18 protein-coding genes and 1 tRNA gene are annotated in these 22473 nt (G+C 71.3%); 11 read left to right on the plus strand and 8 right to left on the minus strand.

Annotation, left to right across the window (positions count from 1 at the left end):
* Positions 1 to 105: 105 nt before the first annotated feature.
* Entirely contained in the window at positions 106 to 1161 is a 1056-nt protein-coding gene (locus tag ACZ4N5_RS09970; RefSeq protein WP_467756601.1) for an LLM class F420-dependent oxidoreductase, read from the minus strand.
* A 287-nt stretch (positions 1162 to 1448) separates the two neighbouring features.
* Between ACZ4N5_RS09970 and ACZ4N5_RS09975 the strand changes: the two genes are divergently transcribed.
* Together ACZ4N5_RS09975 and ACZ4N5_RS09980 are read left to right on the plus strand one after the other, a co-directional pair.
* Positions 1449 to 2432 (plus strand): aldo/keto reductase, encoded by a 984-nt coding sequence (locus tag ACZ4N5_RS09975; RefSeq protein WP_355839895.1) that lies wholly within the window; start codon positions 1449 to 1451, stop codon positions 2430 to 2432.
* The gene (locus tag ACZ4N5_RS09980) at positions 2429 to 4717 is read left to right on the plus strand and encodes a helix-hairpin-helix domain-containing protein (RefSeq protein WP_467756602.1); all 2289 of its coding nucleotides are present in this window, start codon (positions 2429 to 2431) and stop codon (positions 4715 to 4717) included. Before ACZ4N5_RS09975 ends, ACZ4N5_RS09980 begins: the two co-directional genes overlap by 4 nt.
* 248 nt (positions 4718 to 4965) lie before the next feature.
* Here the strand turns inward: ACZ4N5_RS09980 and ACZ4N5_RS09985 are convergent, their stop codons facing one another.
* Positions 4966 to 5661 (minus strand): hypothetical protein, encoded by a 696-nt coding sequence (locus tag ACZ4N5_RS09985; RefSeq protein WP_467756603.1) that lies wholly within the window; start codon positions 5659 to 5661, stop codon positions 4966 to 4968.
* Between the two features lie 47 nt (positions 5662 to 5708).
* On the opposite strand from ACZ4N5_RS09985, the gene ACZ4N5_RS09990 reads away from it, so the two are divergent.
* Positions 5709 to 5897 (plus strand): DUF5703 family protein, encoded by a 189-nt coding sequence (locus ACZ4N5_RS09990; RefSeq protein ID WP_326788735.1) that lies wholly within the window; start codon positions 5709 to 5711, stop codon positions 5895 to 5897.
* A gap of 183 nt (positions 5898 to 6080) precedes the next feature.
* Here the strand turns inward: ACZ4N5_RS09990 and ACZ4N5_RS09995 are convergent, their stop codons facing one another.
* From ACZ4N5_RS09995 to ACZ4N5_RS10005, 3 genes are all read right to left on the minus strand, one after another.
* Positions 6081 to 7052, minus strand: a complete 972-nt coding sequence (locus tag ACZ4N5_RS09995) for a chaplin (RefSeq protein WP_467756604.1) — start codon at positions 7050 to 7052, stop codon at positions 6081 to 6083.
* Positions 7053 to 7268: 216 nt separating this feature from the next.
* Positions 7269 to 7502, minus strand: a complete 234-nt coding sequence (gene chpH / locus ACZ4N5_RS10000) for a chaplin ChpH (RefSeq protein ID WP_467756605.1) — start codon at positions 7500 to 7502, stop codon at positions 7269 to 7271.
* A 202-nt stretch (positions 7503 to 7704) separates the two neighbouring features.
* A complete protein-coding gene (locus tag ACZ4N5_RS10005) occupies positions 7705 to 9030 on the minus strand; it encodes a M20/M25/M40 family metallo-hydrolase (protein WP_355839903.1) in 1326 nt (441 codons plus the stop codon).
* A 185-nt stretch (positions 9031 to 9215) separates the two neighbouring features.
* Between ACZ4N5_RS10005 and ACZ4N5_RS10010 the strand changes: the two genes are divergently transcribed.
* From ACZ4N5_RS10010 to ACZ4N5_RS10035, 6 genes are all read left to right on the plus strand, one after another.
* Positions 9216 to 9303: transfer RNA gene (locus ACZ4N5_RS10010), tRNA-Leu, on the plus strand.
* A 453-nt stretch (positions 9304 to 9756) separates the two neighbouring features.
* Entirely contained in the window at positions 9757 to 10683 is a 927-nt protein-coding gene (locus tag ACZ4N5_RS10015) for a glycoside hydrolase family 11 protein (RefSeq protein WP_467756733.1), read from the plus strand.
* A gap of 34 nt (positions 10684 to 10717) precedes the next feature.
* On the plus strand, positions 10718 to 11710 hold the full coding sequence (locus tag ACZ4N5_RS10020; protein WP_467756606.1) for a polysaccharide deacetylase family protein: 993 nt from the start codon (positions 10718 to 10720) through the stop codon (positions 11708 to 11710).
* 366 nt (positions 11711 to 12076) lie between these two features.
* Positions 12077 to 15952 (plus strand): Pls/PosA family non-ribosomal peptide synthetase, encoded by a 3876-nt coding sequence (locus ACZ4N5_RS10025; RefSeq protein WP_467756607.1) that lies wholly within the window; start codon positions 12077 to 12079, stop codon positions 15950 to 15952.
* Positions 15953 to 16025: 73 nt separating this feature from the next.
* Positions 16026 to 17435 carry a M1 family metallopeptidase gene (locus ACZ4N5_RS10030; protein ID WP_467756608.1) on the plus strand — a complete coding sequence of 470 codons (1410 nt, stop codon included), beginning with the start codon at positions 16026 to 16028 and terminating at the stop codon, positions 17433 to 17435.
* A 4-nt stretch (positions 17436 to 17439) separates the two neighbouring features.
* Positions 17440 to 17814: a YchJ family protein gene (locus ACZ4N5_RS10035; protein WP_467756609.1), complete on the plus strand. Its 375-nt coding sequence runs from the start codon at positions 17440 to 17442 to the stop codon at positions 17812 to 17814.
* Between the two features lie 53 nt (positions 17815 to 17867).
* Here the strand turns inward: ACZ4N5_RS10035 and ACZ4N5_RS10040 are convergent, their stop codons facing one another.
* Positions 17868 to 18569 carry a FadR/GntR family transcriptional regulator gene (locus tag ACZ4N5_RS10040; protein WP_467756610.1) on the minus strand — a complete coding sequence of 234 codons (702 nt, stop codon included), beginning with the start codon at positions 18567 to 18569 and terminating at the stop codon, positions 17868 to 17870.
* Positions 18570 to 18699: 130 nt separating this feature from the next.
* On the opposite strand from ACZ4N5_RS10040, the gene ACZ4N5_RS10045 reads away from it, so the two are divergent.
* Both ACZ4N5_RS10045 and ACZ4N5_RS10050 read left to right on the plus strand, forming a co-directional pair.
* Complete coding sequence (locus tag ACZ4N5_RS10045; protein WP_467756734.1) at positions 18700 to 19227, plus strand: gluconokinase; 528 nt, start codon at positions 18700 to 18702, stop codon at positions 19225 to 19227.
* A 190-nt stretch (positions 19228 to 19417) separates the two neighbouring features.
* The gene (locus ACZ4N5_RS10050; protein ID WP_467756611.1) at positions 19418 to 20815 is read left to right on the plus strand and encodes a GntP family permease; all 1398 of its coding nucleotides are present in this window, start codon (positions 19418 to 19420) and stop codon (positions 20813 to 20815) included.
* A gap of 156 nt (positions 20816 to 20971) precedes the next feature.
* Here ACZ4N5_RS10050 and ACZ4N5_RS10055 read toward each other — a convergent pair whose 3' ends face one another.
* Positions 20972 to 21607 carry a cytochrome b/b6 domain-containing protein gene (locus tag ACZ4N5_RS10055; RefSeq protein ID WP_467756612.1) on the minus strand — a complete coding sequence of 212 codons (636 nt, stop codon included), beginning with the start codon at positions 21605 to 21607 and terminating at the stop codon, positions 20972 to 20974.
* The gene (locus ACZ4N5_RS10060) at positions 21591 to 22280 is read right to left on the minus strand and encodes a molybdopterin-dependent oxidoreductase (RefSeq protein WP_467756735.1); all 690 of its coding nucleotides are present in this window, start codon (positions 22278 to 22280) and stop codon (positions 21591 to 21593) included. The genes ACZ4N5_RS10055 and ACZ4N5_RS10060 overlap by 17 nt, the downstream gene beginning before the upstream one ends.
* Positions 22281 to 22473: the final 193 nt, after the last annotated feature.

Consider the following 22473-nt stretch of genomic DNA (forward strand, 5'->3'; position numbering starts at 1 on the left):
AACCAAGGGGCCGTCGACGCGTTGTTCCTCGTGACGGCCGTGGCGGGGAAGACCCCCGAGCCCCCACCACGGCCGCAGAACTTTCCCGGTGCCGTTCCGGCACGGTCACGCGAGGCCGGCGCGCTCCAGGGCGTCGGAGCCGGCCCGCAGCGAGGCGATCCGGTCCTCCAACGTGAAGCCCGCGGGGGCCAGCGTGAGCGTGGTGACCCCGGCGGCCGCGTACGCCTTCATGCGGTCGGCGATGCGGTCCACCGAGCCGAGCAGGGTCGTCTGGTCGATCAGCGCGTGCGGGATGGCGGCGGCGGCGCCCTCCTTGTCGCCGGACAGGTACTTGTCCTGGATCTCGGCGGCTTCCTTCTCGTAGCCCATGCGCTGGGCGAGCTGGTTGTAGAAGTTCTGCTTGCGGCTTCCCATGCCGCCGACGTACAGCGCGGTGTACGGGCGGAACATGTCGGCGAGCGCGGGGACGTCCTTGTCGGCGCCGAGGGCGAGCGGAAGGGTCGGGCAGACGTCGAACCCTTCCATCGTCTTCCCGGCCTTCTCGCGGCCCCCGCGCAGGTACTTGATCGCGGTGTCCTCGAGGTGCTCGGCCGAGGGGAAGATCAGCAGCGCACCGTCCGCGATCTCGCCGGTCTGCTCCAGGTTCTTGGGGCCGATCGCGGCGATGTACAGCGGGATGTGCTCGCGCTCCGGGTGCACGGTCAGCTTCAGCGGCTTGCCCGGACCGCCCGGCAGCGGCAGGGTCCAGTGCTCGCCCTCGAAGGACAGCCGCTCGCGCGTCATGGCCTTGCGCACGATCTCCACGTACTCGCGGGTGCGGGCCAGCGGCTTGTCGAACTTGACGCCGTACCAGCCCTCGGACACCTGCGGCCCGGAGACACCGAGGCCGAGGCGGAAGCGGCCCCCCGACAGCGAGTCCAGTGTCGCGGCGGTCATCGCGGTCATCGCGGGCTGCCGGGCCGGGATCTGGAAGATGGCCGAACCGACGTCGATGCGCTCGGTCTGGGCGGCGACCCAGCTGAGCACGGTGGCCGCGTCGGAGCCGTAGGCCTCGGCGGCCCAGCAGACGGCGTATCCGAGCCGGTCGGCCTCCTGGGCGACGGCGAGATTGTCCGCGTCCATTCCGGCGCCCCAGTAGCCGAGATTGATGCCGAGCTGCATGGCCGATTCCCCTTACCGATCAGTAACGTCCCTTGTGTCCGAGACCCTAGCGTGCGGGCGCCCCGGGCGGGGAGCGGCACGTTCGCCTTCTCGGCACGGGCGCGGGGCACTGCCGCGCCGGCCGTAGCGGCCCCTTGCGCCCGGCCGGCGCCGCCCGTCGCGTACGCCCACGGACGCGGGTGCCGGACGCCGGCCCGCGCCACCTGTCGTCACGTGCGGCAATCGATGAGATTTCCGTTGTCCACAGGCCCCCACACGGCCGGTGCCGGACAGTAATCTCGGCGTCCATGGAGCAGAGGCATCTCGGCCGTACCGGCCTGCGTGTTTCCCGGATCGGACTCGGCACCCTCACGTGGGGGCGGGACACCGACGAGCATGACGCCGCGGACCTCTTGAAGACGTTCTGGGAAGCGGGCGGGACCCTCGTCGACACCGCGGACGTGTACGGCGACGGGGAGGCCGAGTACCTGCTCGGACAACTCATGGAAGGGCTCGTTCCGCGCCGGGACCTGGTCATCTCGACGAAGGCGGGGAGTGTGCGCGACCCGGACCGCCGCTTCGACGGCTCGCGCAGCCATCTGCTGTCGGCCCTGGACGCCTCGCTCGCCCGCCTGGGCACGGACTACGTGGACCTGTGGCACGTGCACGCCTACGACCCCTGCACGCCTCTCGAAGAAACGCTCCAGGCCCTCGACCTGGCCGTCAGCAGCGGCCGTGCGCGCTACGCGGGGGTGTCCAACTTCTGCGGCTGGCAGCTCGCCAAGGCCGCCACCTGGCAGCTCGCGGCGCCCGGTATACGTACCCGGCTGGCCAGTACGCAGATGGAGTACTCCCTGCTCCAGCGCGGCGTCGAGCGGGAGGTTCTGCCGGCCGCCCTCGACCTGGGGATCGGCCTGCTGCCCTCCTCGCCGCTCGGGCGCGGGGTGCTCACCGGCAAGTACCGCAACGGGACGCCGACCGACTCCCGGGGCGGCTCGGAACACCTCGCGCCCTTCGTCGCGCCGTATCTCGACGACACGGCGAGCAGCATCGTGGAGGCGGTGACGACCGCCGCGGACGGCCTCGCCGTGACCGCGCTCCAGGTGGCGCTGGCCTGGGTCCGCGACCGGCCGGGGGTCGTCGCCCCCATCGTCGGCGCGCGCAACGCGCAGCAGCTCACGGCCGCGTTGTCAGTGGAGACCCTTAGTCTTCCTGACGAGATCTGCCGGGCGCTCGACGACGTGTCGGCCCCGGTGCACCACTATCCCGATCACGACTGGAGCACGCTGTGAGCACGGAGCCCGAGACCACGGAGGACGCGGAGCCGGGGACGCCGGGCGCGGACACGGCCGCCGACGCCCCGCAGACCACGGGCGAGGACCTGGACCACGCGGACGCCCCCTCCGGGGACGGGGACGTCTCCGGGGGCGAGAGCACGGACGCGGGCGACGGCACGGGCGCGGAGACCGCCGACGGTACGGAGGCCGCCGACGGTACGGAGGCCGCCGCGGGAACCGAAACCGCCGAAGGCGCCGCCCAGTTGTCCGAGGCGGCTGCCGAGTTGGCGGCCCAGCGCGTGGAGCGGGAGCGGATCGAGCGGCGGAAGGCCGAGAAGCAGGCGCCGATCGAGGCCGGGGGCAAGCTCAGCGGCACGGCCGCTGACCTGCTCGCGGCGGTGCGGGCCGTGGAGAGCGGCGAGAAGCCCGTGGCCACCGCCTTCCGCGAGCCGGATCCCGCACCGCGCAGGACCGCGCCGGAGCCCGTGCGGCGGCCGCAGCCCGTGGCCGCGCCGACCGCACCGGCGCCGGCCGCCGCGCCGGAGGCCGTCGGGGCCGTCCGTGCCGTACTGGCCGGGGGCGGCGCCCCCGAGGCGCTCGCGGCACAGGTCGTCGCGGTCCTGGGCGAGGGCGCCGACGACCAACTGCGCGAGGATCCCTGGCAGTTGCTGCGGGTCCCCGGAGTGCGGCCCGAGCAGGCCGACGGGTTCGCCCGGGTACTGCTCGGCGCGGAGTGCGGCCCGGACGACGAGCGCCGTGGCATGGCGCTGACCGTGTGGCTGCTGGAGCAGGCGGCCGTCGCCGGGCACACCGCGCTGGACGCCGCGGCGCTCACCGCCGCCCTCTCCCAGCGCTCGGTGCCGGACCCGGACGCGGCCGTGCAGAGCGCTCTCGCGGAGGGCGAGGCGCTGGTCTTCCAGGACGCGCTGGACACGGCTCCCCCGGCCCCGGCGTCCGAGGACGACGCGGAGGAGCCGCAGGAGCGCCCGGTGCGGATCCTGATCGGCCTGGAGCGGTACGCGCTGGCCGAGGAGAGCCTCGCCGACGGACTCGCCCGGGTGATGAACTCGGTACCGAAGGAGGACGGTTCGGCCGCCGACTGGGAGCGGGCCGCGGCCTCGGCCCCCCGCTCCGCCGGGGAGCTGATCCGCGCGGTCGCCGCTCACGGCCTGGTGCTGCACACCGGCGGTGACGCCTCCCGGTCCGAGGCCGCCGCGCTGCTGCACGCGGCACGTGGGCTCGGCCTGCGCGGCTGGGCCGCCACACACACCGCGGGTGGCCGCGACGGCTTCGCGGCCCGACTGGCCGAGGCCCCCGCGGACAGCCCCACGGACGGCGCGGAGACCGGTGTCGCCACCGTCGCCGGGCTTCTCTCCGGCACCGAGCGGCCGGGCCGGGACATGGACGGCGCCCTGGACCTGGACGTCCTGGTCGTCCTCGACGCGCCGCAGCTCGACGTCGAGACGGCGGCGATGATCGCCGAGTCCCTGCCGGACGGGGCGCGCCTCGTGCTGAGCGGTGATCCGGCGGTGCTCTGGTCGGCGGGCCCCGGCCGGGTCTTCGCGGACCTGCTCGCCGCCCGCGCCTGCCCGCAGGTGGCCTCGCGGACCCCTGACCCGGGACCCATCGGCGAGCTGGTCTCCGGGGTCGGCATCGGCGAGCTCAACCAGGTCGAGGCGCCCGGCAAGGAGGTCGTGATCGTTCCCGTGCGCGACGCCGGAGAGGCGGTGCACCGGACGGTTCAGCTGGTCGCCGACTCGGTCCCGCGCGCGATCGGCATCCCGGCCGAGCAGACGCAGGTGATCACCCCGGGGCACGGCGGCGCGGTCGGCACCCGCGCGCTGAACACCGCGCTCAAGGAGCGGCTGAACCCCGGTCCGGGCCGTTTCGGCGGCTTCGACCCGGGCGACCGGATCGTCTACTCCCCCGCACCGGGTCGTACGCTGCCGGGCCATGTGGTGAAGGCCGACGCCGAGGGGCTGCACCTGGAGTGCTCGGGCGTCCCCGTCGTCGTACCGAAGGAGCGGGTGGAGCAGTCCGTGCGGCACGGCTGGGCGCTCACCGCGCACCAGGCGGTGGGGCTGCGCTGGCCCGCCGCGGTCGTGGTGCTCCCGGGCGACGCCGCGGCGGCCCTGACCCGGCCGTGGGTGTACACGGCCTTCGGGCGGGCCGAGCGTCACCTCTCGGTCGTGCACGGGGTGGAGCAGGCGCTGCCGCACGCGGTGGCGGAGGTCCCGCAGAAGCCGCGCACCACGCGGCTGCAGGCTCTGCTGAAGGCACAGGCACCGGCCACGGGCTGATCAGCACCGGGCCCGCGCGGCTGCCGAGCCCGTACGGCTGCCGGGCCGTACGGTCACCCGGGCCCGCACGCCCCGGGCCGTACTGTCACACGGGCCCGCACGCCCACCGGGCCGCACGCCCACCGGGCCGTGCGGTCGCCGGGCCGTACGGCTACCGGGGTGTACGGCTGCCGTGTGCGGACACGCGGGTGGCGGCCACCGTTTTCCGGTGACCGCCACCCGTGCTCGTCCTCGTTGCCGGGCCCGCCTCAGCGATCCGCGTCCAGAGGGTCCAGGGGGTCGATCTCCCCGTCGGAGCCGAGGTCGTCGTCCAGGTCGTCGTCCGACTCGTCGTCGAACACCGCGCTGACGTCGAAGCGGCAGACGACACGCTGCGGGTCGATCGACTCGAAGGGTGCCTCCAGCCATTCACCGGGCTCGGCGGGTTCGTCGGCGGCGGTCACCCAGAGCGTGGAGTCGCCCTCCTCCAGCCCGAATTCCTTGTGCCGGGTGGCGATCTCGTCCGGCTCGAACTCTCCGAACAGGACCCCGAGCGCACCGTGAACGGTGCCGGCCGCCGCGTCGAAGCCTTCGGTTACGGTGGCGCCGTCCTCCTCCACCGCCTCCACCCGCTGGGCCTGCGCCAGCAGTCGTTGCGGCTCCACCACGGCGTAGTCCCGGCGGATCACCACGCTCAGCGCGTTCGGCTCCTCGGGTCCGGTGTACGGAGGCAGCGTGTCGTCACTGCCGGGGATCTCGAAGGGCGTGACCTCGTCATAGCGGTCGTAGAGGAGCTCGTCGTACTCCTCGGCCGCCGCGGCGAGCTCGTTGAAAGCCTCGTAGACGGCCGGGTCGTCATCGCCCGTCCTGCGCTCGACCGCGGCCAGGTGGCGGTCGAGAGCGGTCTTGACCGCCTCGGCGGCGGCGCGTACCTCGGCAGCGGTGGGCTGCACAGCATCAGACATAGTGCAGACGCTATCCGTACAGGGCCTCTGCCCGCACAATAGATGCGATGCCGGAATACGAATTTGTCGACGTGTACGTACCTCGCGGGGTTTCCCGCAAGGACACGACACGTCTGCTGACGGACCATGCAGAGTACGGACACTGGGAGTTGGACCGCCTGAGCCTGCTCCGCGACGGCAGCCGCAGAGTGCGGTTGCGGCGACGGATCATTCGCCAGGTACGCGCCACGTGGTGACGGAAGACCGCTGAACCGGTGCGGGCCCTCGCCATCGCGGGGCCCGCACCGTCGCTCACGTCGCGTAGCAAGGCGTAGTGCCTCGGTCACCACGGTGCCGCGCAGTGATCACCCCTGCGCCGCGCCGCACCGGGTCACGCCTGCGCCCTCGCTCCCCGGTGTGATCACCGCACCAACACTGCGTTACGCCGCCGAACGCGCCCGGCGGTAGAGCACGGCGCCGGCCAGGAGCGCGGCGGCTCCCGCCGGTACGACCGCGCCGAGCGGCAGCTCACTTCCCGTGTGGGCGAGCTGGGCCGCGCCGTCCGGGGTGGCTTGCACGACGGCCCGCGAGCCCGGCTGACCGACCTGTGAGGCGCTGCCACGGTGCTGGCCGCCGCCTGCGGGGAACGTGCCCGGCTGACCGGCGTGACCGGGCTGACCCGGCTGGCCCGGGGTTCCGGGGTTGCCCGGCTGACCGGGCGTTCCGGGGTGACCAGGGGTTCCGGAGCCGCCCGGCTGACCCGGGTGCCCGGGGTGACCCGGGTGCCCCGGGTGGCCGGGGTGGCCGGGGTGCTCGGAGTGACCCGGGTGACAAGGTTGGTCGGGGTGGCCCGGCTGCCCCGGGTGTCCGGGGTGACCCGGGTGTCCCGGGTGACCCGGGTGTCCCGGGTGACCCGGGTGTCCGGGTGGGGGTGTCTGGTGGCCGCCGGGCCGGGGGGTGTGGTGGCCACCGCCGGACCCACCGTTGGCGCAGCTGTCGCCCGCCGCCGCGTTGCCGATCCCCACGACGTTCACGCTGTTGCCGCAGACATTGACGGGGGCGTCGACCGGCGCCTGTACGTGGTTGCCGGAGCCCACCCCGGGCGAGTGACCGGCGTGGCCACCGGCCCGTGAACCGCCGCCCGAGTGGGTCCCCCGGCCGGCGTAGCCGCCGTGGTTGACACAGGTGTTGCCCATCGCCGGGTTGAGCAACCCGACCACACTCACGGTGTTTCCGCAGACGTTGACCGGCGCGTGCACCGGCGCCTGCACGGTGTTGCCCGACAGCACGCCGGGAGAGTCCGACGCGGAGCCGAGCGCACCCGAGTCGGCGTGTGCGGAGACGCCGGTGACCGCGAGCACACCACTGGCCGCCGCCACGGTCATCAGGCCTTTGCGGGTGACCTGTCGCATAGCTGAATCCCTGCCTTAAGTCCTTGGGACGTGGACCATCAGTCCTTGGGACGTGGACCATCCGGAACACGCGCACGCCCACGGGACGTGTGCGCGGAAAGCCGGTCGGCCCCGGAGCGCATGGCGCGCACTCCGGGGCCGACGAGCTCAGACCTTCACGAAGTGACCCTCATGAGGTGCCCCATGGGGTGCCCCCTCATGGGATGAGGCACAACGTCAGTGGTTGACGCAGGTGTTGCCGAAGGTGGGGTTCAGCAGCCCGATCACGGAGATCGTGTTGCCGCAAACGTTCACCGGGACGTGAACAGGCACCTGAATGACATTGCCGGAGACGACGCCCGGGGACTGCACAGCGGCACCCTGGGCACCCGAGTCGGCGACGGCCAGGCCCGCACCCGCGAGAACCAGACCACCAGTGGCAGCCGCGGCGGCGACGATCTTCTTGATCATTATTCCTCCTTGTAGGCAAATGCGATCCCAAGCAGCGGATCGCAACACCTGTAACGAGGAGGGAGTAGTAGGGCTATGGGCTTATGGTCGCATTCACCCGTCCCGGGCGATCTCCGCACGCACGGGCGAATGTCGGCGTCAACTCCCCACAACCCGTGCGGGAAGTGTCAGGACAACCCGTCGGCGGCACGTCATCGGCGCGTCACGACGCGTCGATGAAACGGTCCAGTACGCGGACGCCGAACTGGAGGGCGTCCACCGGCACCCGCTCGTCGACACCGTGGAACATGCCCGCGAAGTCCAGCTCCGGCGGCAGCTTGAGCGGGGCGAAACCGAAGCAGCGGATGCCGAGGTCGGCGAAGGACTTGGCGTCGGTGCCGGCCGAGAGCATGTACGGCACGGCACGCGCGATCGGGTCCTCGGCCGAGAGCGCGGTCTGCATGGCGTCGACGAGGGCGCCGTCGAAGCCGGTCTCCAGCGCCTTGTCCGCGTGCACGTCCTCGCGCTTCACCCGGGGGCCGAGAATCCGGTCGAGGTCGGCGAGGAACTCCTCCTCGTAGCCCGGCAGATAGCGGCCGTCGACGTGCGCGGTGGCCTGCCCCGGAATCACGTTGACCTTGTAACCGGCGCCCAGCTGGGTCGGGTTGGCGGTGTTCTGCAGGGAGGCGCCGATGAGCTTGGCGATGCCGCCGAGCCTGGCCAGCGTCTCGTCCATGTTCTCCGGGTCGAGCTCGGTGCCCAGCGCGTCGCCGAGTTCGTCGAGGAAGTGCCGCAGGGTCTTCGTCACACGCACCGGGAACTTGTGCCGGCCGAGCCGGCCGACGGCCTCGGACAGCTCGGTGATCGCGTTGTCCTTGTGGATCATCGACCCGTGTCCGGCGGTGCCGTCCACGGTCAGCTTCATCCAGTGCATGCCCTTCTGCGCGGTCTCGACGAGGTACAGCCGCAGCTTCTCGTTGACCGTGAAGGAGAACCCGCCGACCTCGCCGATCGCCTCCGTGACGCCCTCGAAGAGGTCCGGGTGCTTGTCGACCAGATGCCGGGCGCCGAACGTTCCGCCCGCCTCCTCGTCGGCGAGGAAGGCGAGGACGATGTCACGCGGGGGCTTGCGGCCGGTGCGCATCCGCTCCCGTACGACCGCCAGCGTCATGGCGTCCATGTCCTTCATGTCGACCGCGCCGCGGCCCCACACCATTCCGTCGGCGATCTCGCCGGAGAAGGGGTGATGGGTCCAGTCCACCGCGTTGGCCGGTACGACATCGGTGTGGCCGTGGATGAGCAGCGCGGGCCGTGAGGGGTCCTCGCCCTCGATGCGGGCCACCGTGGAGGCGCGCCCCTTGTGCGACTCGAAGACGCGCGGCTCCAGTCCGACCTCGGCGAGCTTCTCGGCGACGTACTCCGCGGCCTTGCGCTCACCCGGGCCCGAGTGGTCCCCGTAATTGCTGGTGTCGATCCGGATCAGCTCACGACAGAGGTCCACGACCTCGTCCTCGCCCGTGACGTTCCTGGTCGTGCCGCTCTCGCTCACGCTGCTTCCTCCCGCTGTCGCCGCTGGTGGTCCCCCTCATCCTCCCTCCGATCTCCTTCCTCCCCAAGGCCGGTCCCGGCCCGTCACACGCCGTTCACGCGGCGACGGGGGGTGATCGAGGCACCTCGAAAGCCTGGTAATGTTTCCTCTGTCGCCGCGAGGGAAACCCGCGCGACAAACACCTTGTCCGGGTGGCGGAATGGCAGACGCGCTAGCTTGAGGTGCTAGTGCCCTTTATCGGGCGTGGGGGTTCAAGTCCCCCCTCGGACACCAGCAGGACCCCACTTCATGTGGGGTCTTTTGCATGTCCGGGTTCTTCTCCGCCCACCGCGTCGCACCTCCGGCCCCTTCCGAGCGGCCGTGCAGAACGATCGCGCGATCGGGGAAACTTTCGAAACATTTCGAGAAGTCGACACCCCTTACGGATCTTTCCATAGACGCACCCTGAGACCAGCCACCTGAACGCAGACCACTCAGTTCATCTGAACAGGCAGAATGCTGCCGTCCGCCATTGCCAGCATTCGCGAATGTTTCGGCTCGGGCGTCGAAAGTATTGACACTTGACAGGGCCAGTTCAACACTGTGGGCGATTCGCAGCGCGTCACCTCACGAGGACGAGGAGGAAACACGCACATGATCGACGCACCCGCACACCCGTCGAGCCGCAGCAGCGGTCGTTCCGGGGCGTTCCGTCACTTCAGGCTGCTCATCAGCGGCGTCTGCACCATGCTGCTGGTCGCCGTGGCCGCGATGACCCTGCCCGGCACCGCCCAGGCCGACACGGTCGTCAGCTCGAACCAGACCGGCACCAACAACGGGTACTACTACTCGTTCTGGACCGACAGCAGCGGCACGGTGTCCATGAACCTGGGCTCCGGCGGCAACTACAGCACGTCCTGGAGCAACACCGGGAACTTCGTCGCAGGCAAGGGCTGGGCCAACGGCGGACGCAGGAGCGTGACCTACTCGGGCACCTTCAACCCGTCCGGCAACGGCTACCTGTCCCTCTACGGATGGACGTCGAACCCGCTCGTCGAGTACTACATCGTCGACAACTGGGGCACCTACCGGCCCACGGGCACGTTCATGGGCACCGTCACCAGTGACGGCGGCACGTACGACATCTACAAGACGACGCGGACCAACGCCCCCTCCGTCGAGGGCACGCGCACCTTCGACCAGTACTGGAGTGTCCGGCAGTCGAAGAGGACGGGTGGAACCATCACCACCGGCAACCACTTCGACGCCTGGGCCCGCGCCGGGATGAACCTGGGCAGCTTCAACTACTACATGATCCTCGCCACCGAGGGATACCAGAGCAGCGGGAACTCCAACATCACGCTGGGCGACAGCGGATCAGGCGGTGGATCCGGCGGTGGCGGTACCGGCGGATGCGCCGCGGCCCTGTCGGCCGGCCAGCAGTGGAACGACCGCTACAACCTCAACGTCGCGGTCACCGGCTCCAGCAACTGGACCGTGACGATGAACGTGCCGTCCCCGGCGAAGGTCCTCTCCACCTGGAACATCAGCGCGAGCTATCCGAGCGCCCAGGTCCTCACCGCGAAACCCAACGGCAGCGGCAACAACTTCGGCGTCACCATCCAGTCCAACGGCAACTGGACCTGGCCGACGGTCTCCTGCAGTACGAGCTGACCCCCGCACCCCCGAGGCTGGAGGACCACTTCGCATGAGACTTCGCACGAGATTCGGACCACATCGCTCGTTACGCTCGCTGATCACGGGGCTGGCCGTCGTCGCCACGGCCGCCGCGAGCCCCCTCGCCCTCGACGTGGGACCGGCACAGGCGGCCACCTGCAGCGGGTATGTCGGACTCACCTTCGACGACGGCCCGTCCAGCACCACGTCGAGCCTGCTCAACGCGCTCAAGCAGAACGGCCTGCGGGCCACGATGTTCAACGAGGGCCAGTACGCCGCGTCCAACCCCGCCCAGGTACGGGCCCAGGTCGACGCCGGCATGTGGGTGGGCAACCACAGCTACACCCACCCGCATCTGACCCAGCAGAGCCAGGCGCAGATCGACTCGGAGATCTCCCGGACCCAGACGGCCATCGCCGGCGCCGGCGGCGGCACGCCGAAACTGTTCCGCCCGCCGTACGGAGAGACCAACGCGACTCTGAAGACGGTGGAGGCCAAGTACGGCCTGACCGAGATCATCTGGGACGTCGACTCGCAGGACTGGAACGGCGCGACCACCGACGCCATCGTGGCGGCCGCCGGCCGGCTCACCAACGGCCAGATCATCCTCATGCACGACTGGCCGGCCAACACGATCGCCGCGATCCCGCGCATCGCGCAGGGGCTGGCCTCCCGTGGCCTGTGCGCCGGGATGATCTCTCCGCAGACCGGCCGCGCCGTGGCCCCGGACGGGGGCGGCACGGGTGGTGGCGGTGGCGGCGGGTGCACCGCGACGCTCTCCGCCGGCCAGCAGTGGAGCGACCGGTACAACCTCAACGTGGCGGTCACCGGAGGCGGCAACTGGACCGTGACGATGAACGTCCCCGCCCCCGAGAAGATCATCGCGACCTGGAACATCAGCGCCGGCTACCCCAGCGCCCAGGTGCTCACCGCCAAACCCAACGGCAGCGGCAACAACTTCGGCGTCACCATTCAGACCAACGGCACCTGGACCTGGCCCACGGTCTCCTGCAGCACGAGCTGACCCCCCACGAACACACCGACGAACAGCGCACCTGCGGCGCGGCGGTCCATGGCCGCCGCGCCGCCCTGCCGCCCCTGGCACAGCGAGGGCCCCGACCATCGGACCGGGGCCCTCGCTCGTCGTGTTCGCGCTGTTACGGAAAGATGTGGGGCAGATCTCGTCACGCTGACATATCCCCACGTCACAGCACTGGAACCAAGGGCTCGGACGCCCCCGGGAGACGGCCTCGCATCGCTGATTACCAGGTCCGAGGCTAGCGTCGTACTAAAATTGCAGGCTTGTTCGGAGCTGGACCGGAATATCCCCAGGCGTACCTGCGGGCCCACCGGCTCCCCGGAGTCTCCGGGAACAACACGTGAGGACCCGATGGCAGCCCTCCAGCAAGGCCCCGCACTCGCGTTGTCCGACGACGAGGTGCGTGCGGAGTTCGGTGACCAGGCGCGCTTCTCCGCCGCTTCGGCCGCCTCGCCGCGCACGCTCGTCGACATCCTCGATGCCTCCGTACGGGCGTACCCCGACGAGCCCGCTCTCGACGACGGCCGGCGTGCCCTCACCTACCGCGCCCTGGCCGCCGAGGTCGAGGCCGTGCGGTGGCGCCTCGCGGAGGCCGGGGTCGGGCTCGGCGACCGGGTCGGCGTACGGGTCCCGTCCGGCACGAACGAGCTGTACGTGGCGATCCTCGGCGTCCTCGCGGCCGGGGCCGCCTATGTTCCGGTGGACGCAGAGGACCCCGACGAGCGGGCCGAGCTGGTCTTCGGCGAGGCGGAGGTGCGCGCGGTCGTCGGCGCCGGGCACGAGCTGACCGTCAACGGCCGCTCCGAGATTCCCGCCGGGCGGCCCGGCGTCGAGCACGACGCGTGGATCATCTTCACGTCCGGTTCCACCGGCAAGCCCAAGGGCGTCGCCGTGAGCCACCGCAGCGCCGCCGCCTTCGTCGACGCGGAGGCCGACCTCTTCCTCATCGAGGAGCCGATCGGCCCCGGTGACCGGGTCATGGCGGGCCTCTCCGTCGCCTTCGACGCCTCCTGCGAGGAGATGTGGCTGGCCTGGCGGTACGGAGCCTGTCTGGTGCCCGTGCCGCGCTCCCAGGTGCGCAGCGGCGCCGACCTCGGGCCCTGGCTGGTAGAGCAGGAGATCACCGTCGTCTCCACGGTGCCCACGCTGGCCGCCCTGTGGGAGCCCGAAGCCCTCAACGAGGTCCGGCTGCTGATCTTCGGCGGCGAGGCCTGCCCGCCCGAGCTGACGCAGCGGCTGGTGACCGAGGGCCGGGAGGTCTGGAACACGTACGGGCCGACCGAGGCGACCGTCGTGGCCTGTGCCTCGCTGCTGACCGGCGACGAGCCCATCCGCATCGGGCTGCCGCTGAACGGCTGGGAGCTCGCCGTCGTCGACGAGGCGGGCGAGCTGGTGCCGATGGGCGGCAGCGGCCAGCTGGTGATCGGCGGGGTCGGGCTCGCCCGCTACCTCGACGCCGAGAAGGACGCCGAGAAGTACGCGCCGCTCGCCTCGCTGGGCTGGGAGCGGGCGTACCGCAGCGGTGACCTGGTCAAGGCCGAACCCGAGGGGCTGATCTTCCTCGGGCGGGCCGACGAGCAGATCAAGCTCGGCGGACGCCGGATCGAGCTCGGCGAGGTGGACGCGGCGCTCCAGGCGCTGCCCGGTGTCGCGGGCGCCGCTGCGGCCGTGCGGACCGCGCGCGGCGGCAATCAGCTCCTCGTCGGCTATGTCGTCATCCAGGACGGCTGGGACCAGGCGGCCGCCGTCGAGAAGCTGCGCGCCGAACTGCCCGCCGCGCTGGTGCCGCTGATCGCGCCGGTCGAGGACCTGCCGACCCGGACGTCCGGCAAGGTCGACCGGAACGCGCTGCCCTGGCCGCTGGAGGGTCTGGAGACCGGCGGCGCCAAGGAGCAGCTGTACGGCACCGAGGCCTGGCTCGCCGAGCAGTGGAGCGAGGTGCTGGGCATTCCTGTCGGCGGCGCCGCCGACGACTTCTTCGCGATCGGCGGCAGCAGTCTCGCGGCCGCCCAGCTCACCACGAGGCTGCGCGCCCGCTACCCGAACGCCGCCGTCCTGGACATCTACCAGCAGCCCGTGCTGCGCAAGCTGGCCCGGCATCTGGAGAAGTCGGGCCAGGACGACGGCGCCGAGCGGATCGTCGCGCCGGTCCCGCTGCGCGCCAAGCTGATCCAGCTCCTCGTACTGATCCCGCTGTTCACCCTGCTCGGGCTGCGCTGGACCGTGGCGCTGGCCGCGCTCGGCAACGTACTGCACTGGTTCGGCCCGTATCCGTGGGCGCCGGGCACCTCGTGGTGGCTGGTGGGCGCCGGTGCGCTCGTCCTCTACAGCCCGCCGGGGCGGCTCGCCGTCGCGGCGGGCGGTGCGCGGCTGCTGCTGCGCGGGGTGAAGCCCGGCCGGTACCCGCGCGGCGGGAGTGTCCATCTACGGCTCTGGACGGCGGAGCGGCTCGCCGGGTTCAGCGGCGCGACCTCGCTGACCGGGTCCTGGCTGGAGCGGTACGCCCGTGCTCTGGGCGCCAGGATCGGCCCGGACGTGGATCTGCACTCGCTGCCGCCGGTGACCGGCATGCTCAAGATGGGCCGGGGTGCCGCCGTCGAGTCCGAGGTGGACCTGTCGGGGTACTGGCTGGACGGTGACCGGCTGGAGATCGGCGCGGTGAAGGTGGGCGCCGGCGCCGTGGTCGGAACGCGCAGCATCCTCTTCCCCGGGGCCCGGGTCGGCAAGCGCGCCGAGGTGGCCCCGGGTTCCGCCGTGGCCGGGCAGATTCCGACCGGGCAGCGCTGGGCCGGCGCGCCCGCGGGCAAGCTCGGCAAGGCGAAGCGCGCGTGGCCCAAGGACCGGCCGCAGCGCGGCACGTACTGGCGGGTCATGTACGGCGCGACCGGGTTCGCCCTCAGCGCGCTGCCGGTGCTGGCCGGCGTCGCCGCGCTGCTCGTGGCCCGGGTGTTCGTGAGCGCGGACGCCGGGCTCGGCGCGGCGCTGCGCGGTGCCGGGCTCGCCCTGGTGCCGGCGACGCTCGCGTTCGGTCTCGCGTACGCGCTGCTGCTCCTGGTCGCCGTCCGGCTGCTGAGCCTCGGGCTGCACGAGGGCACGCATCCGACGCACAGCCGGATCGGCTGGCAGGCCTGGACGGTCACGCAGCTGATGGACCGCTCCCGGGAGACACTGTTCCCGCTGTACGCCGGGCTGATCACGCCGGTGTGGCTGCGGATGCTCGGCATGCGGATCGGCCGGGGCGCCGAGGTGTCGACGGTTCTCGCGCTGCCGAGTCTGACGACGGTCGGCGAGGGCGCGTTCCTGGCCGACGACACGCTGACCGCGCCGTACGAGCTCGGTGGCGGCTGGATGCGGATCGGGCGGGCCGAGATCGGCCGCCGGGCGTTCCTCGGCAACTCCGGGATGACCGCTCCGGGGCGCAGTGTGCCGGACGGCGGTCTGGTCGGCGTGCTGTCGGCGACGCCGAAGAAGGCGAAGAAGGGCAGCTCGTATCTGGGGCTGCCGCCGATGAAGCTGCCGCGTGCGGCGCAGGGCGGCGACCAGAGCCGTACCTACGACCCGCCGGCCCGGCTGCTGTGGGCCCGCGGTCTGGTGGAGCTGTGCCGGCTGGTTCCGGTGTTCTGCTCGGCGGCGCTGGCGGTGCTGACGGTCGCCGCGCTGTGTGCGCTGGGACCGTGGGCGTGGGCGTTCTCGGGGGCCGTGCTGCTCGCCGTGGGCGTGCTCGGGTGTCTGGTCTCCATCGTGGCGAAGTGGACGCTGGTCGGCCGGCACCGCGCCGGTGAGCACCCGCTTTGGAGCGGTTTCGTGTGGCGCAACGAGCTGGCCGACACCTTCGTCGAGGTCGTCGCCGTGCCGTGGCTGGCGGGATCCGTGCCCGGTACGCCGCTGATGACCGCGTGGCTGCGGGGGCTCGGCGCCAAGATCGGCAGGGGCGCGTGGATCGAGAGCTACTGGCTGCCCGAGACGGATCTCGTGACGCTCGGGGACGCGACCACGGTCAACCGGGGCTGTGTCCTGCAGACCCACCTCTTCCACGACCGGATCTTGCGGACGGATACTGTGGTCCTCCGTGAGGGCGCCACCCTGGGTCCGGGCGGAATCGTCCTGCCCGGCAGCACTGTCGGGGCCCGTTCCACCCTGGGTCCCGCGTCGCTCGTGATGGCGGCGGAGTCCGTTCCCGACGACACCCGCTGGCTGGGCAATCCGATCGAGGCCTGGCGTTCGTAGCAGACTTGACCTGATCGGACACGAAGGGCGGTACAGCGGCACGTCGAGCACAGGGCAGGGAGCAGTCGCAGCAGTGAGCGTTCAGCAGACAGCGGGACCGGACCCCTATTTCCCGGCCAACGGAGATTCCCGTTACCGGGTGCACCGGTACGAGCTGGCGCTGGACTACCGCCCCGGCCCGAACCGGCTCTCCGGCACCGCGCGGATCAACGCCATAGCGGGCCGCTCTCCGCTGACCGAGTTCCAGCTGAACCTGGCCGATTTCCGGATCGGCCGGGTCCGGGTCGACGGCAAGGCACCGCACTACACGCACCGGGGCGGCAGGCTGCGGGTCCGTCCGCCGAAGCCGATACGGGCCGGCGCCGCCTTCACCGTCGAGGTGCACTGGTCGGGCAACCCCAAGCCGGTGAACAGTCCATGGGGCGGGATCGGCTGGGAGGAACTGGAGGACGGGGCGCTGGTGGCGAGCCAGCCGACCGGCTCGCCGTCCTGGTACCCGTGCAACGACCGGCCTGCCGACAAGGCCGCGTACCAGATCTCGATCACCACGCCCTCCGCGTACGCGGTGGTGGCGGGCGGGCGTCTGCTGACGCGGACGACGAAGGCGTCGACGACCACCTGGGTGTACGAGCAGTCGGCGCCGACCTCCAGCTATCTGGTGGGTCTGTCGATCGGCAAGTACCAGACGGTGCTGCTCGGCGACCCGGGCCTCGGGGGCGTACCGCAGTCCGGGCATCTGCCCGCGCAGCTGCTCCCGGAGTTCTCCCGGGACTTCGCGCGGCAGCCCGCGATGATGGAGCTGTTCGAGGATCTCTTCGGGCCGTATCCGTTCGGCGAGTACGCGGTGGTGGTGACCGAGGAGGAGCTCGATGTCCCGGTCGAGGCGCAGGGGCTTTCGCTGTTCGGCGCCAACCATGTCGACGGGGCGCGGGGTTCGGAGCGGCTGATCGCGCACGAGCTGGCGCACCAGTGGTTCGGCAACAGCGTGACGATCGCGGACTGGCGGCACATCTGGCTGAACGAGGGGCTCGCGAAGTACGCCGAGTGGCTGTGGTCGGAGCGATCGGGCGGGCGCCCGGCGCGTCAGCTGGCCGCCGCCGCGCACCGGAAGTTGTCCGCGCTGCCGCGGGACCTGCTGCTGTCCGACCCGGGCCGCAAGCTGATGTTCGACGACCGGCTCTACGAGCGCGGCGGGCTCACGGTGCACGCGATCCGCTGTGCGATGGGCGACGAGGCCTTCTTCCGTATGCTGCGCGGCTGGGCGACCCTGCACCGGGGCGGCGTGGTCACCACGGCCGTCTTCACCTCGCACGTCTCGCGCTACGCGGCCGAGCCCCTGGACGACCTCTTCCACGCGTGGCTGCAGGAGACGGCGCTGCCGCCGTTGCCGGCGCAGGCCCCGCCGCTGCCGACCCCGCAGTTGCCGGCCCGGCCCACCTATCCGCCCACGAACGCGGACTCGGCGCGGGTCCGGGGAGAATGACGCGATGACCAGCCGTTCCTGTCCTTGTGGGCTCGCCGAGCCGTACGCGCGCTGCTGCGGGCGCTTCCACAGCGGTGAGGCGGCCGCCCCGAGTGCCGAGGCGCTCATGCGGTCGCGGTACTGCGCCTTCGTGAAGGAGGACGAGGGGTACCTGCTGCGGACCTGGCATCCGCGGACGCGGCCGGCCCGGGTGGAGTTCGACCCCGGGATGCGGTGGACCGGCCTGGAGATCCTCGGCACGGGCCAGGGCTCGTCGTTCCACAGCACGGGGACCGTGACCTTCCGGGCCTCCTACCGGGGCGGCTCGCTGCACGAGCGGAGCCGGTTCGAGCGGGTGGACAGGGCCTGGGTGTACGTGGACGGGGAGTTCCTCGACTGACCGTCAAGGTGCACTCGCCATCAGGGTGCTCCGGCCTCGGAGTGCAGGCGCCGTCAGGGTGCCAGGACGTCCAGTTCCTGGAGTGCGCCGACGGTGATCTCGCGGGTGAGCCGCTCGGCGCGGGGCGCGTCGCCCTCGCGGACGGCCGCGGCGACCTGGACGTGCAGGGTGACGGCGGCGGGATCGGGGTCCTCGAACATGACGTCGTGATGGGTGCGGCCGGACAGGACCTCCGCGACGACGTCACCCAGGCGGGCGAACATCTCGTTGCCGGACGCCTTGAGGATCACCCGGTGGAAGGCGACGTCGTGGACGAGGTACGCCTCCAACTGCTGCCCGCGTGAGGTGGAGACCATCCCGAGCGCGCACTCGGTGAGCTGCGCGCACTGCTCGGCGGTGGCGTGGCGGGCGGCGAGTCCCGCGGCGACGGGTTCGATCGCCGAGCGCAGGACGGTGAGTGAACGCAGCTGGTGGGGACGGTCGGCGCCGGCCAGCCGCCAGCGGATGACCTGAGGGTCGTAGACGTTCCACTCGGACTTGGGGCGGACCGTCACGCCGACGCGACGGCGGGACTCGACCAGATACATGGATTCGAGTACCCGGACCGCCTCGCGCATCACGGAACGGGACACCTCGAAGCGCTGCGCGAGTTCGTCGGTGCGCAGCACGCTCCCGGGCGGGTAGTCGCCCGCCGTGATCGCCGGCCCGAGGGATTCCAGTACGTGTCCGTGCAGTCCCCGGCCCCGTGTGGTCATGGAGCCAGCGTACGAGGCCGACGTCACAAACAAAAAGTCAGACTTATATGTCACACACTCTTGAATTCGTCGTACCTAATACGTTTCAGTGGCGTCGACATCAGATGTCGACGAAGACAGCGAGAGCGCGATGCAGCACAGTCCCACCCCCCATGTCGTCGTGGTCATGGGCGTCGCAGGTACCGGGAAGACCACCATCGGCCCGTTGCTCGCGGCCCGGCTCGGCGTTCCGTACGCCGAGGGCGACGACTTCCACCCGCAGGCCAACATCGCCAAGATGACGGCCGGGACGCCGCTGACCGACGAGGACCGGTGGCCGTGGCTGGACGCCATCGGGCGCTGGGCGCACGACCGGGCCGGGCTCGGTGGTGTGGTCAGCAGTTCGGCTCTGAAGCGCGGTTACCGGGACCGGCTGCGGGCGGTGGCGCCCGGGGTCGTGTTCGTCCATCTCACCGGTGACCGCGAACTCATCGAGGACCGGATGTCGCACCGCAAGGGGCACTTCATGCCCACGGCACTCCTGGATTCGCAGTTCGCCGCGCTCCAGCCGCTGGCGGCGGACGAGGCGGGAGTCCAGGTGGATGTGTCGGGCGACCCCGCCGAGATCACCGAGCGGGCCGTAGCGGCGCTCGACGGCCTCGCACCGCCCCGGCGTTAGCCACCTCTCTCGCGGTGACGCCGTCCCCACGGTGTCGCCGGTCACGCACCGACCCGCCCCGCGCGGCGGGTGTCGTCTCGTGTCGTCTCCACCCGTGCCTTCCCCGTGCCTTCTCCCGTGATTTCCCTACGGGGCGCACGTCTTGGCGCACCACCTTCCCCGCGTCCGTTTCTCAAGCAAGGGAACCACCGTGACCAGACTCAGTGTCGAGATGCTGGCAGCGGACACCGTCGAACCGATCACCTCGGCGGGCCACGCTCAACTGGGCATAGCCGTGCTGGCGGGCATCGCCGTCATCGTCCTGCTCATCACCAAGTTCAAGCTGCACGCCTTTCTGGCCCTGACCATCGGCTCGCTGGCCCTCGGCGCGTTCGCCGGTGCCCCGCTCGACAAGGTCATCGTCAGCTTCACCACCGGACTCGGCTCGACCGTGGCCGGCGTGGGTGTCCTGATCGCCCTCGGCGCGATCCTCGGCAAACTGCTCGCCGACTCGGGCGGTGCCGACCAGATCGTCGACACGATCCTCGCCAAGGCGGGCGGGCGCGCCATGCCGTGGGCGATGGTGCTGATCGCTTCGGTGATCGGTCTGCCGCTGTTCTTCGAGGTCGGCATCGTGCTGCTGATCCCGGTGGTCCTGATGGTCGCCAGGCGCGGCAACTACTCGCTGATGCGCATCGGCATCCCGGCGCTCGCGGGCCTGTCGGTGATGCACGGTCTGATTCCGCCGCACCCCGGCCCGCTGGTCGCGATCGACGCGGTCAAGGCGAACCTCGGCATCACCCTCGCCCTCGGTGTCCTGATCGCCATCCCGACGGTGATCATCGCCGGTCCGGTGTTCTCGCGGTACGCGGCCCGCTGGGTGGACGTCCAGGCCCCCGACCGCATGGTCCCGCAGCGTGCCTCGGAGGACCTGGAGAAGCGCCCGAGCTTCGGCGCGACCCTCGCCACCATGCTCCTGCCGGTGGTGCTGATGCTGGCCAAGGCGCTGGTGGACATCGTCGTCGACGACCCGACGGACATGACGCAGCGCGTCTTCGACGTCGTCGGAGCTCCCCTGATCGCCCTGCTCGCGGCCGTGATCGTGGGTATGTTCACCCTGGGCCGGGCGGCGGGCTTCACCAAGGACCGCATCTCGACGACCGTCGAGAAGTCCCTCGCGCCCATCGCGGGCATCCTGCTCATCGTCGGCGCGGGCGGCGGCTTCAAGCAGACACTGATCGACTCCGGTGTGGGTCAGATGATCCTGGAGATCTCCAAGGACTGGTCGATCCCCGCGCTGCTGCTGGCCTGGCTGATCGCGGTGGCGATCCGTCTCGCGACCGGTTCGGCGACCGTCGCCACCATCTCGGCGGCCGGTCTGGTCGCGCCGCTCGCGGCCGACATGTCGACCACCCACACGTCCCTGCTCGTCCTCGCGATCGGCGCGGGCTCGCTCTTCTTCAGCCATGTCAACGACGCCGGCTTCTGGCTGGTGAAGGAGTACTTCGGTCTGGACGTCGGCCAGACCGTCAAGACCTGGTCCGTCATGGAGACGATCATCTCGGTGGTGGCCGGAGGACTGGTGCTGCTGCTGTCCCTGGTCGTCTAGGGCCGACATCCAGGGCGGTTGTCCAGGGCGTTGTCCAAGGCCTGCACGACCGCCTCCGGAGCAGTCTGTCCGGCCGCGATCGGGCCGCGGGGAGAACCGAACTCGGTTCTCCCCGCGGCCCGATCGTCGTCGTCAGCGCCTGTCGTCAGCGCCTGCTCACGGTCGCCACAGGGGATGTTCGCGGTCGGCCCACTGCCGGCTCACCGATCCCGTGCGCAGGCCCCGCCGGGCCTCCGGGTCGCCCAGCGCCATGCCGATGTGGCCCGCGAGGACGATGCCGGCGGTGAGGGCCAGCCAGTCGTGGACGAAGGTCGCCGAGGTGCGCCACATCAGCGGGGTGAGGTGGGTGAACCACATCAGCAGGCCCGTGCCCAGCATCACCAGCGTGGCCCCGGCGATCCAGGCGGCGTAGATCTTCTGTCCGGCGTTGAACTTGCCCGCCGGGCGCGACCGGTGGTCCTTGTCGCGGCGCAGCGCCGCCCGCAGCCACACCCGGTCGTGCGGGCCGAAGCGGTTCAGGAAGCCCAGGTCGCGGCGGAACGCGCGGGAGGCCAGGCCCGCCAGGACGGGTACCGGAAGCATCACACCGGCCAACTCGTGGACGCGGACGACGAGTTCGCGGCGGCCGACGAGTTCGGCGAACTGGGGGATGTAGAGGCAGGCCGCGGTGGCCACGCACACCCCCATCAGCAGGGCGGTGACTCGGTGCACCCAGTGCTCGGCCCGGGTGAAGCGCCGTACGTGGGAGGAGTGCGCGGACACGGCCGGGGTGTCGTCAACTCGTGGGTTCATCGTCGCGTCCGTTCGAACGGCCGACCCAGGCGTCGACGTCGTACCCCCGGTCCTCCCAGTACCCGGGACGGACGTCCTCGGTGACGGTGATGCCGGAGAGCCACTTGGCGGATTTGTAGAAGTACATCGGGGCCACATAAAGGCGTACGGGGCCGCCGTGGTTGTGGCCGACGGGCTTGTCCTGCATGCGCAGCGCCACCAGGACGTCCGGGCGGCGGGCCTGGCGCATGCTGAGGCTCTCCGTGTACGTGCCGTCGAAGCAGGTGAAACGGATCGCCCCGGCGGTGCGGTGCACCCCGGCGGCGTCGAGGAGGTGGGACAGGCGTACGCCCTCGAAGGGGGTGCCGGGCACCCGCCAGCCGGTGACGCACTGGACGTCGTGCACCAGGCGGGTCTGCGGCAGGGCGCGCAGGTCGGCGAGGGTGTAGCTGGTGGGACGGTCGACCAGGCCGTCGACCGTGAGCCGGTAGTTCGTCTCGTTCTTGTGGGGGACGGAGGCGGCCACGGAGTAGTAGCGGAAGCCGCCACCGTTGGGCAGCAGCCCGGTCAGACCTGTGGGGTCCTTCTGGGATGCGCCGGCGAGGAAGGCTTCCATCCCGCGCTGGAGCGTGGGAGCGGTCAGTACGCCGAGGGCGCCGAGTCCGAGCGTGCCGAGCAGCACCCGGCGGCCGATGGGCCTGCCGCGCTCCGCGGCGTCCTCGTGCTCTTCGTGCTCTTCGTGCTCTTCGTGCGCATGGCGCTCTTCGGGAGCCCGCGGCTCGGGCCGTTCCGGCTCGCGAGGCTGCGGCCGCTCCGGTTCCCTGGGCTTCGGTCGCTCCGGGTCCGGTTCCCCCGGCCTTTCAGTGTTCACCTCTTGATTCGAGCAC

This window comes from Streptomyces sp. NPDC026500, assembly GCF_055567635.1.

Bases quoted from the DNA above. Each gene is read 5' to 3' on its own strand.
- ACZ4N5_RS10025 (WP_467756607.1), top strand. From the start codon at position 12,077: ATGGCAGCCCTCCAGCAAGGCCCCGCACTCGCGTTGTCCGACGACGAG.
- ACZ4N5_RS09970 (WP_467756601.1), bottom strand. From the start codon at position 1,161: ATGCAGCTCGGCATCAATCTCGGCTACTGGGGCGCCGGAATGGACGCG.
- ACZ4N5_RS09990 (WP_326788735.1), top strand. From the start codon at position 5,709: ATGCCGGAATACGAATTTGTCGACGTGTACGTACCTCGCGGGGTTTCC.
- ACZ4N5_RS10020 (WP_467756606.1), top strand. From the start codon at position 10,718: ATGAGACTTCGCACGAGATTCGGACCACATCGCTCGTTACGCTCGCTG.
- ACZ4N5_RS09985 (WP_467756603.1), bottom strand. From the start codon at position 5,661: ATGTCTGATGCTGTGCAGCCCACCGCTGCCGAGGTACGCGCCGCCGCC.
- ACZ4N5_RS10035 (WP_467756609.1), top strand. From the start codon at position 17,440: ATGACCAGCCGTTCCTGTCCTTGTGGGCTCGCCGAGCCGTACGCGCGC.
- ACZ4N5_RS10045 (WP_467756734.1), top strand. From the start codon at position 18,700: ATGCAGCACAGTCCCACCCCCCATGTCGTCGTGGTCATGGGCGTCGCA.
- ACZ4N5_RS10055 (WP_467756612.1), bottom strand. From the start codon at position 21,607: ATGAACCCACGAGTTGACGACACCCCGGCCGTGTCCGCGCACTCCTCC.
- ACZ4N5_RS10015 (WP_467756733.1), top strand. From the start codon at position 9,757: ATGCTGCTGGTCGCCGTGGCCGCGATGACCCTGCCCGGCACCGCCCAG.
- ACZ4N5_RS09975 (WP_355839895.1), top strand. From the start codon at position 1,449: ATGGAGCAGAGGCATCTCGGCCGTACCGGCCTGCGTGTTTCCCGGATC.
- ACZ4N5_RS10040 (WP_467756610.1), bottom strand. From the start codon at position 18,569: ATGACCACACGGGGCCGGGGACTGCACGGACACGTACTGGAATCCCTC.
- ACZ4N5_RS09995 (WP_467756604.1), bottom strand. From the start codon at position 7,052: ATGCGACAGGTCACCCGCAAAGGCCTGATGACCGTGGCGGCGGCCAGT.
- chpH (WP_467756605.1), bottom strand. From the start codon at position 7,502: ATGATCAAGAAGATCGTCGCCGCCGCGGCTGCCACTGGTGGTCTGGTT.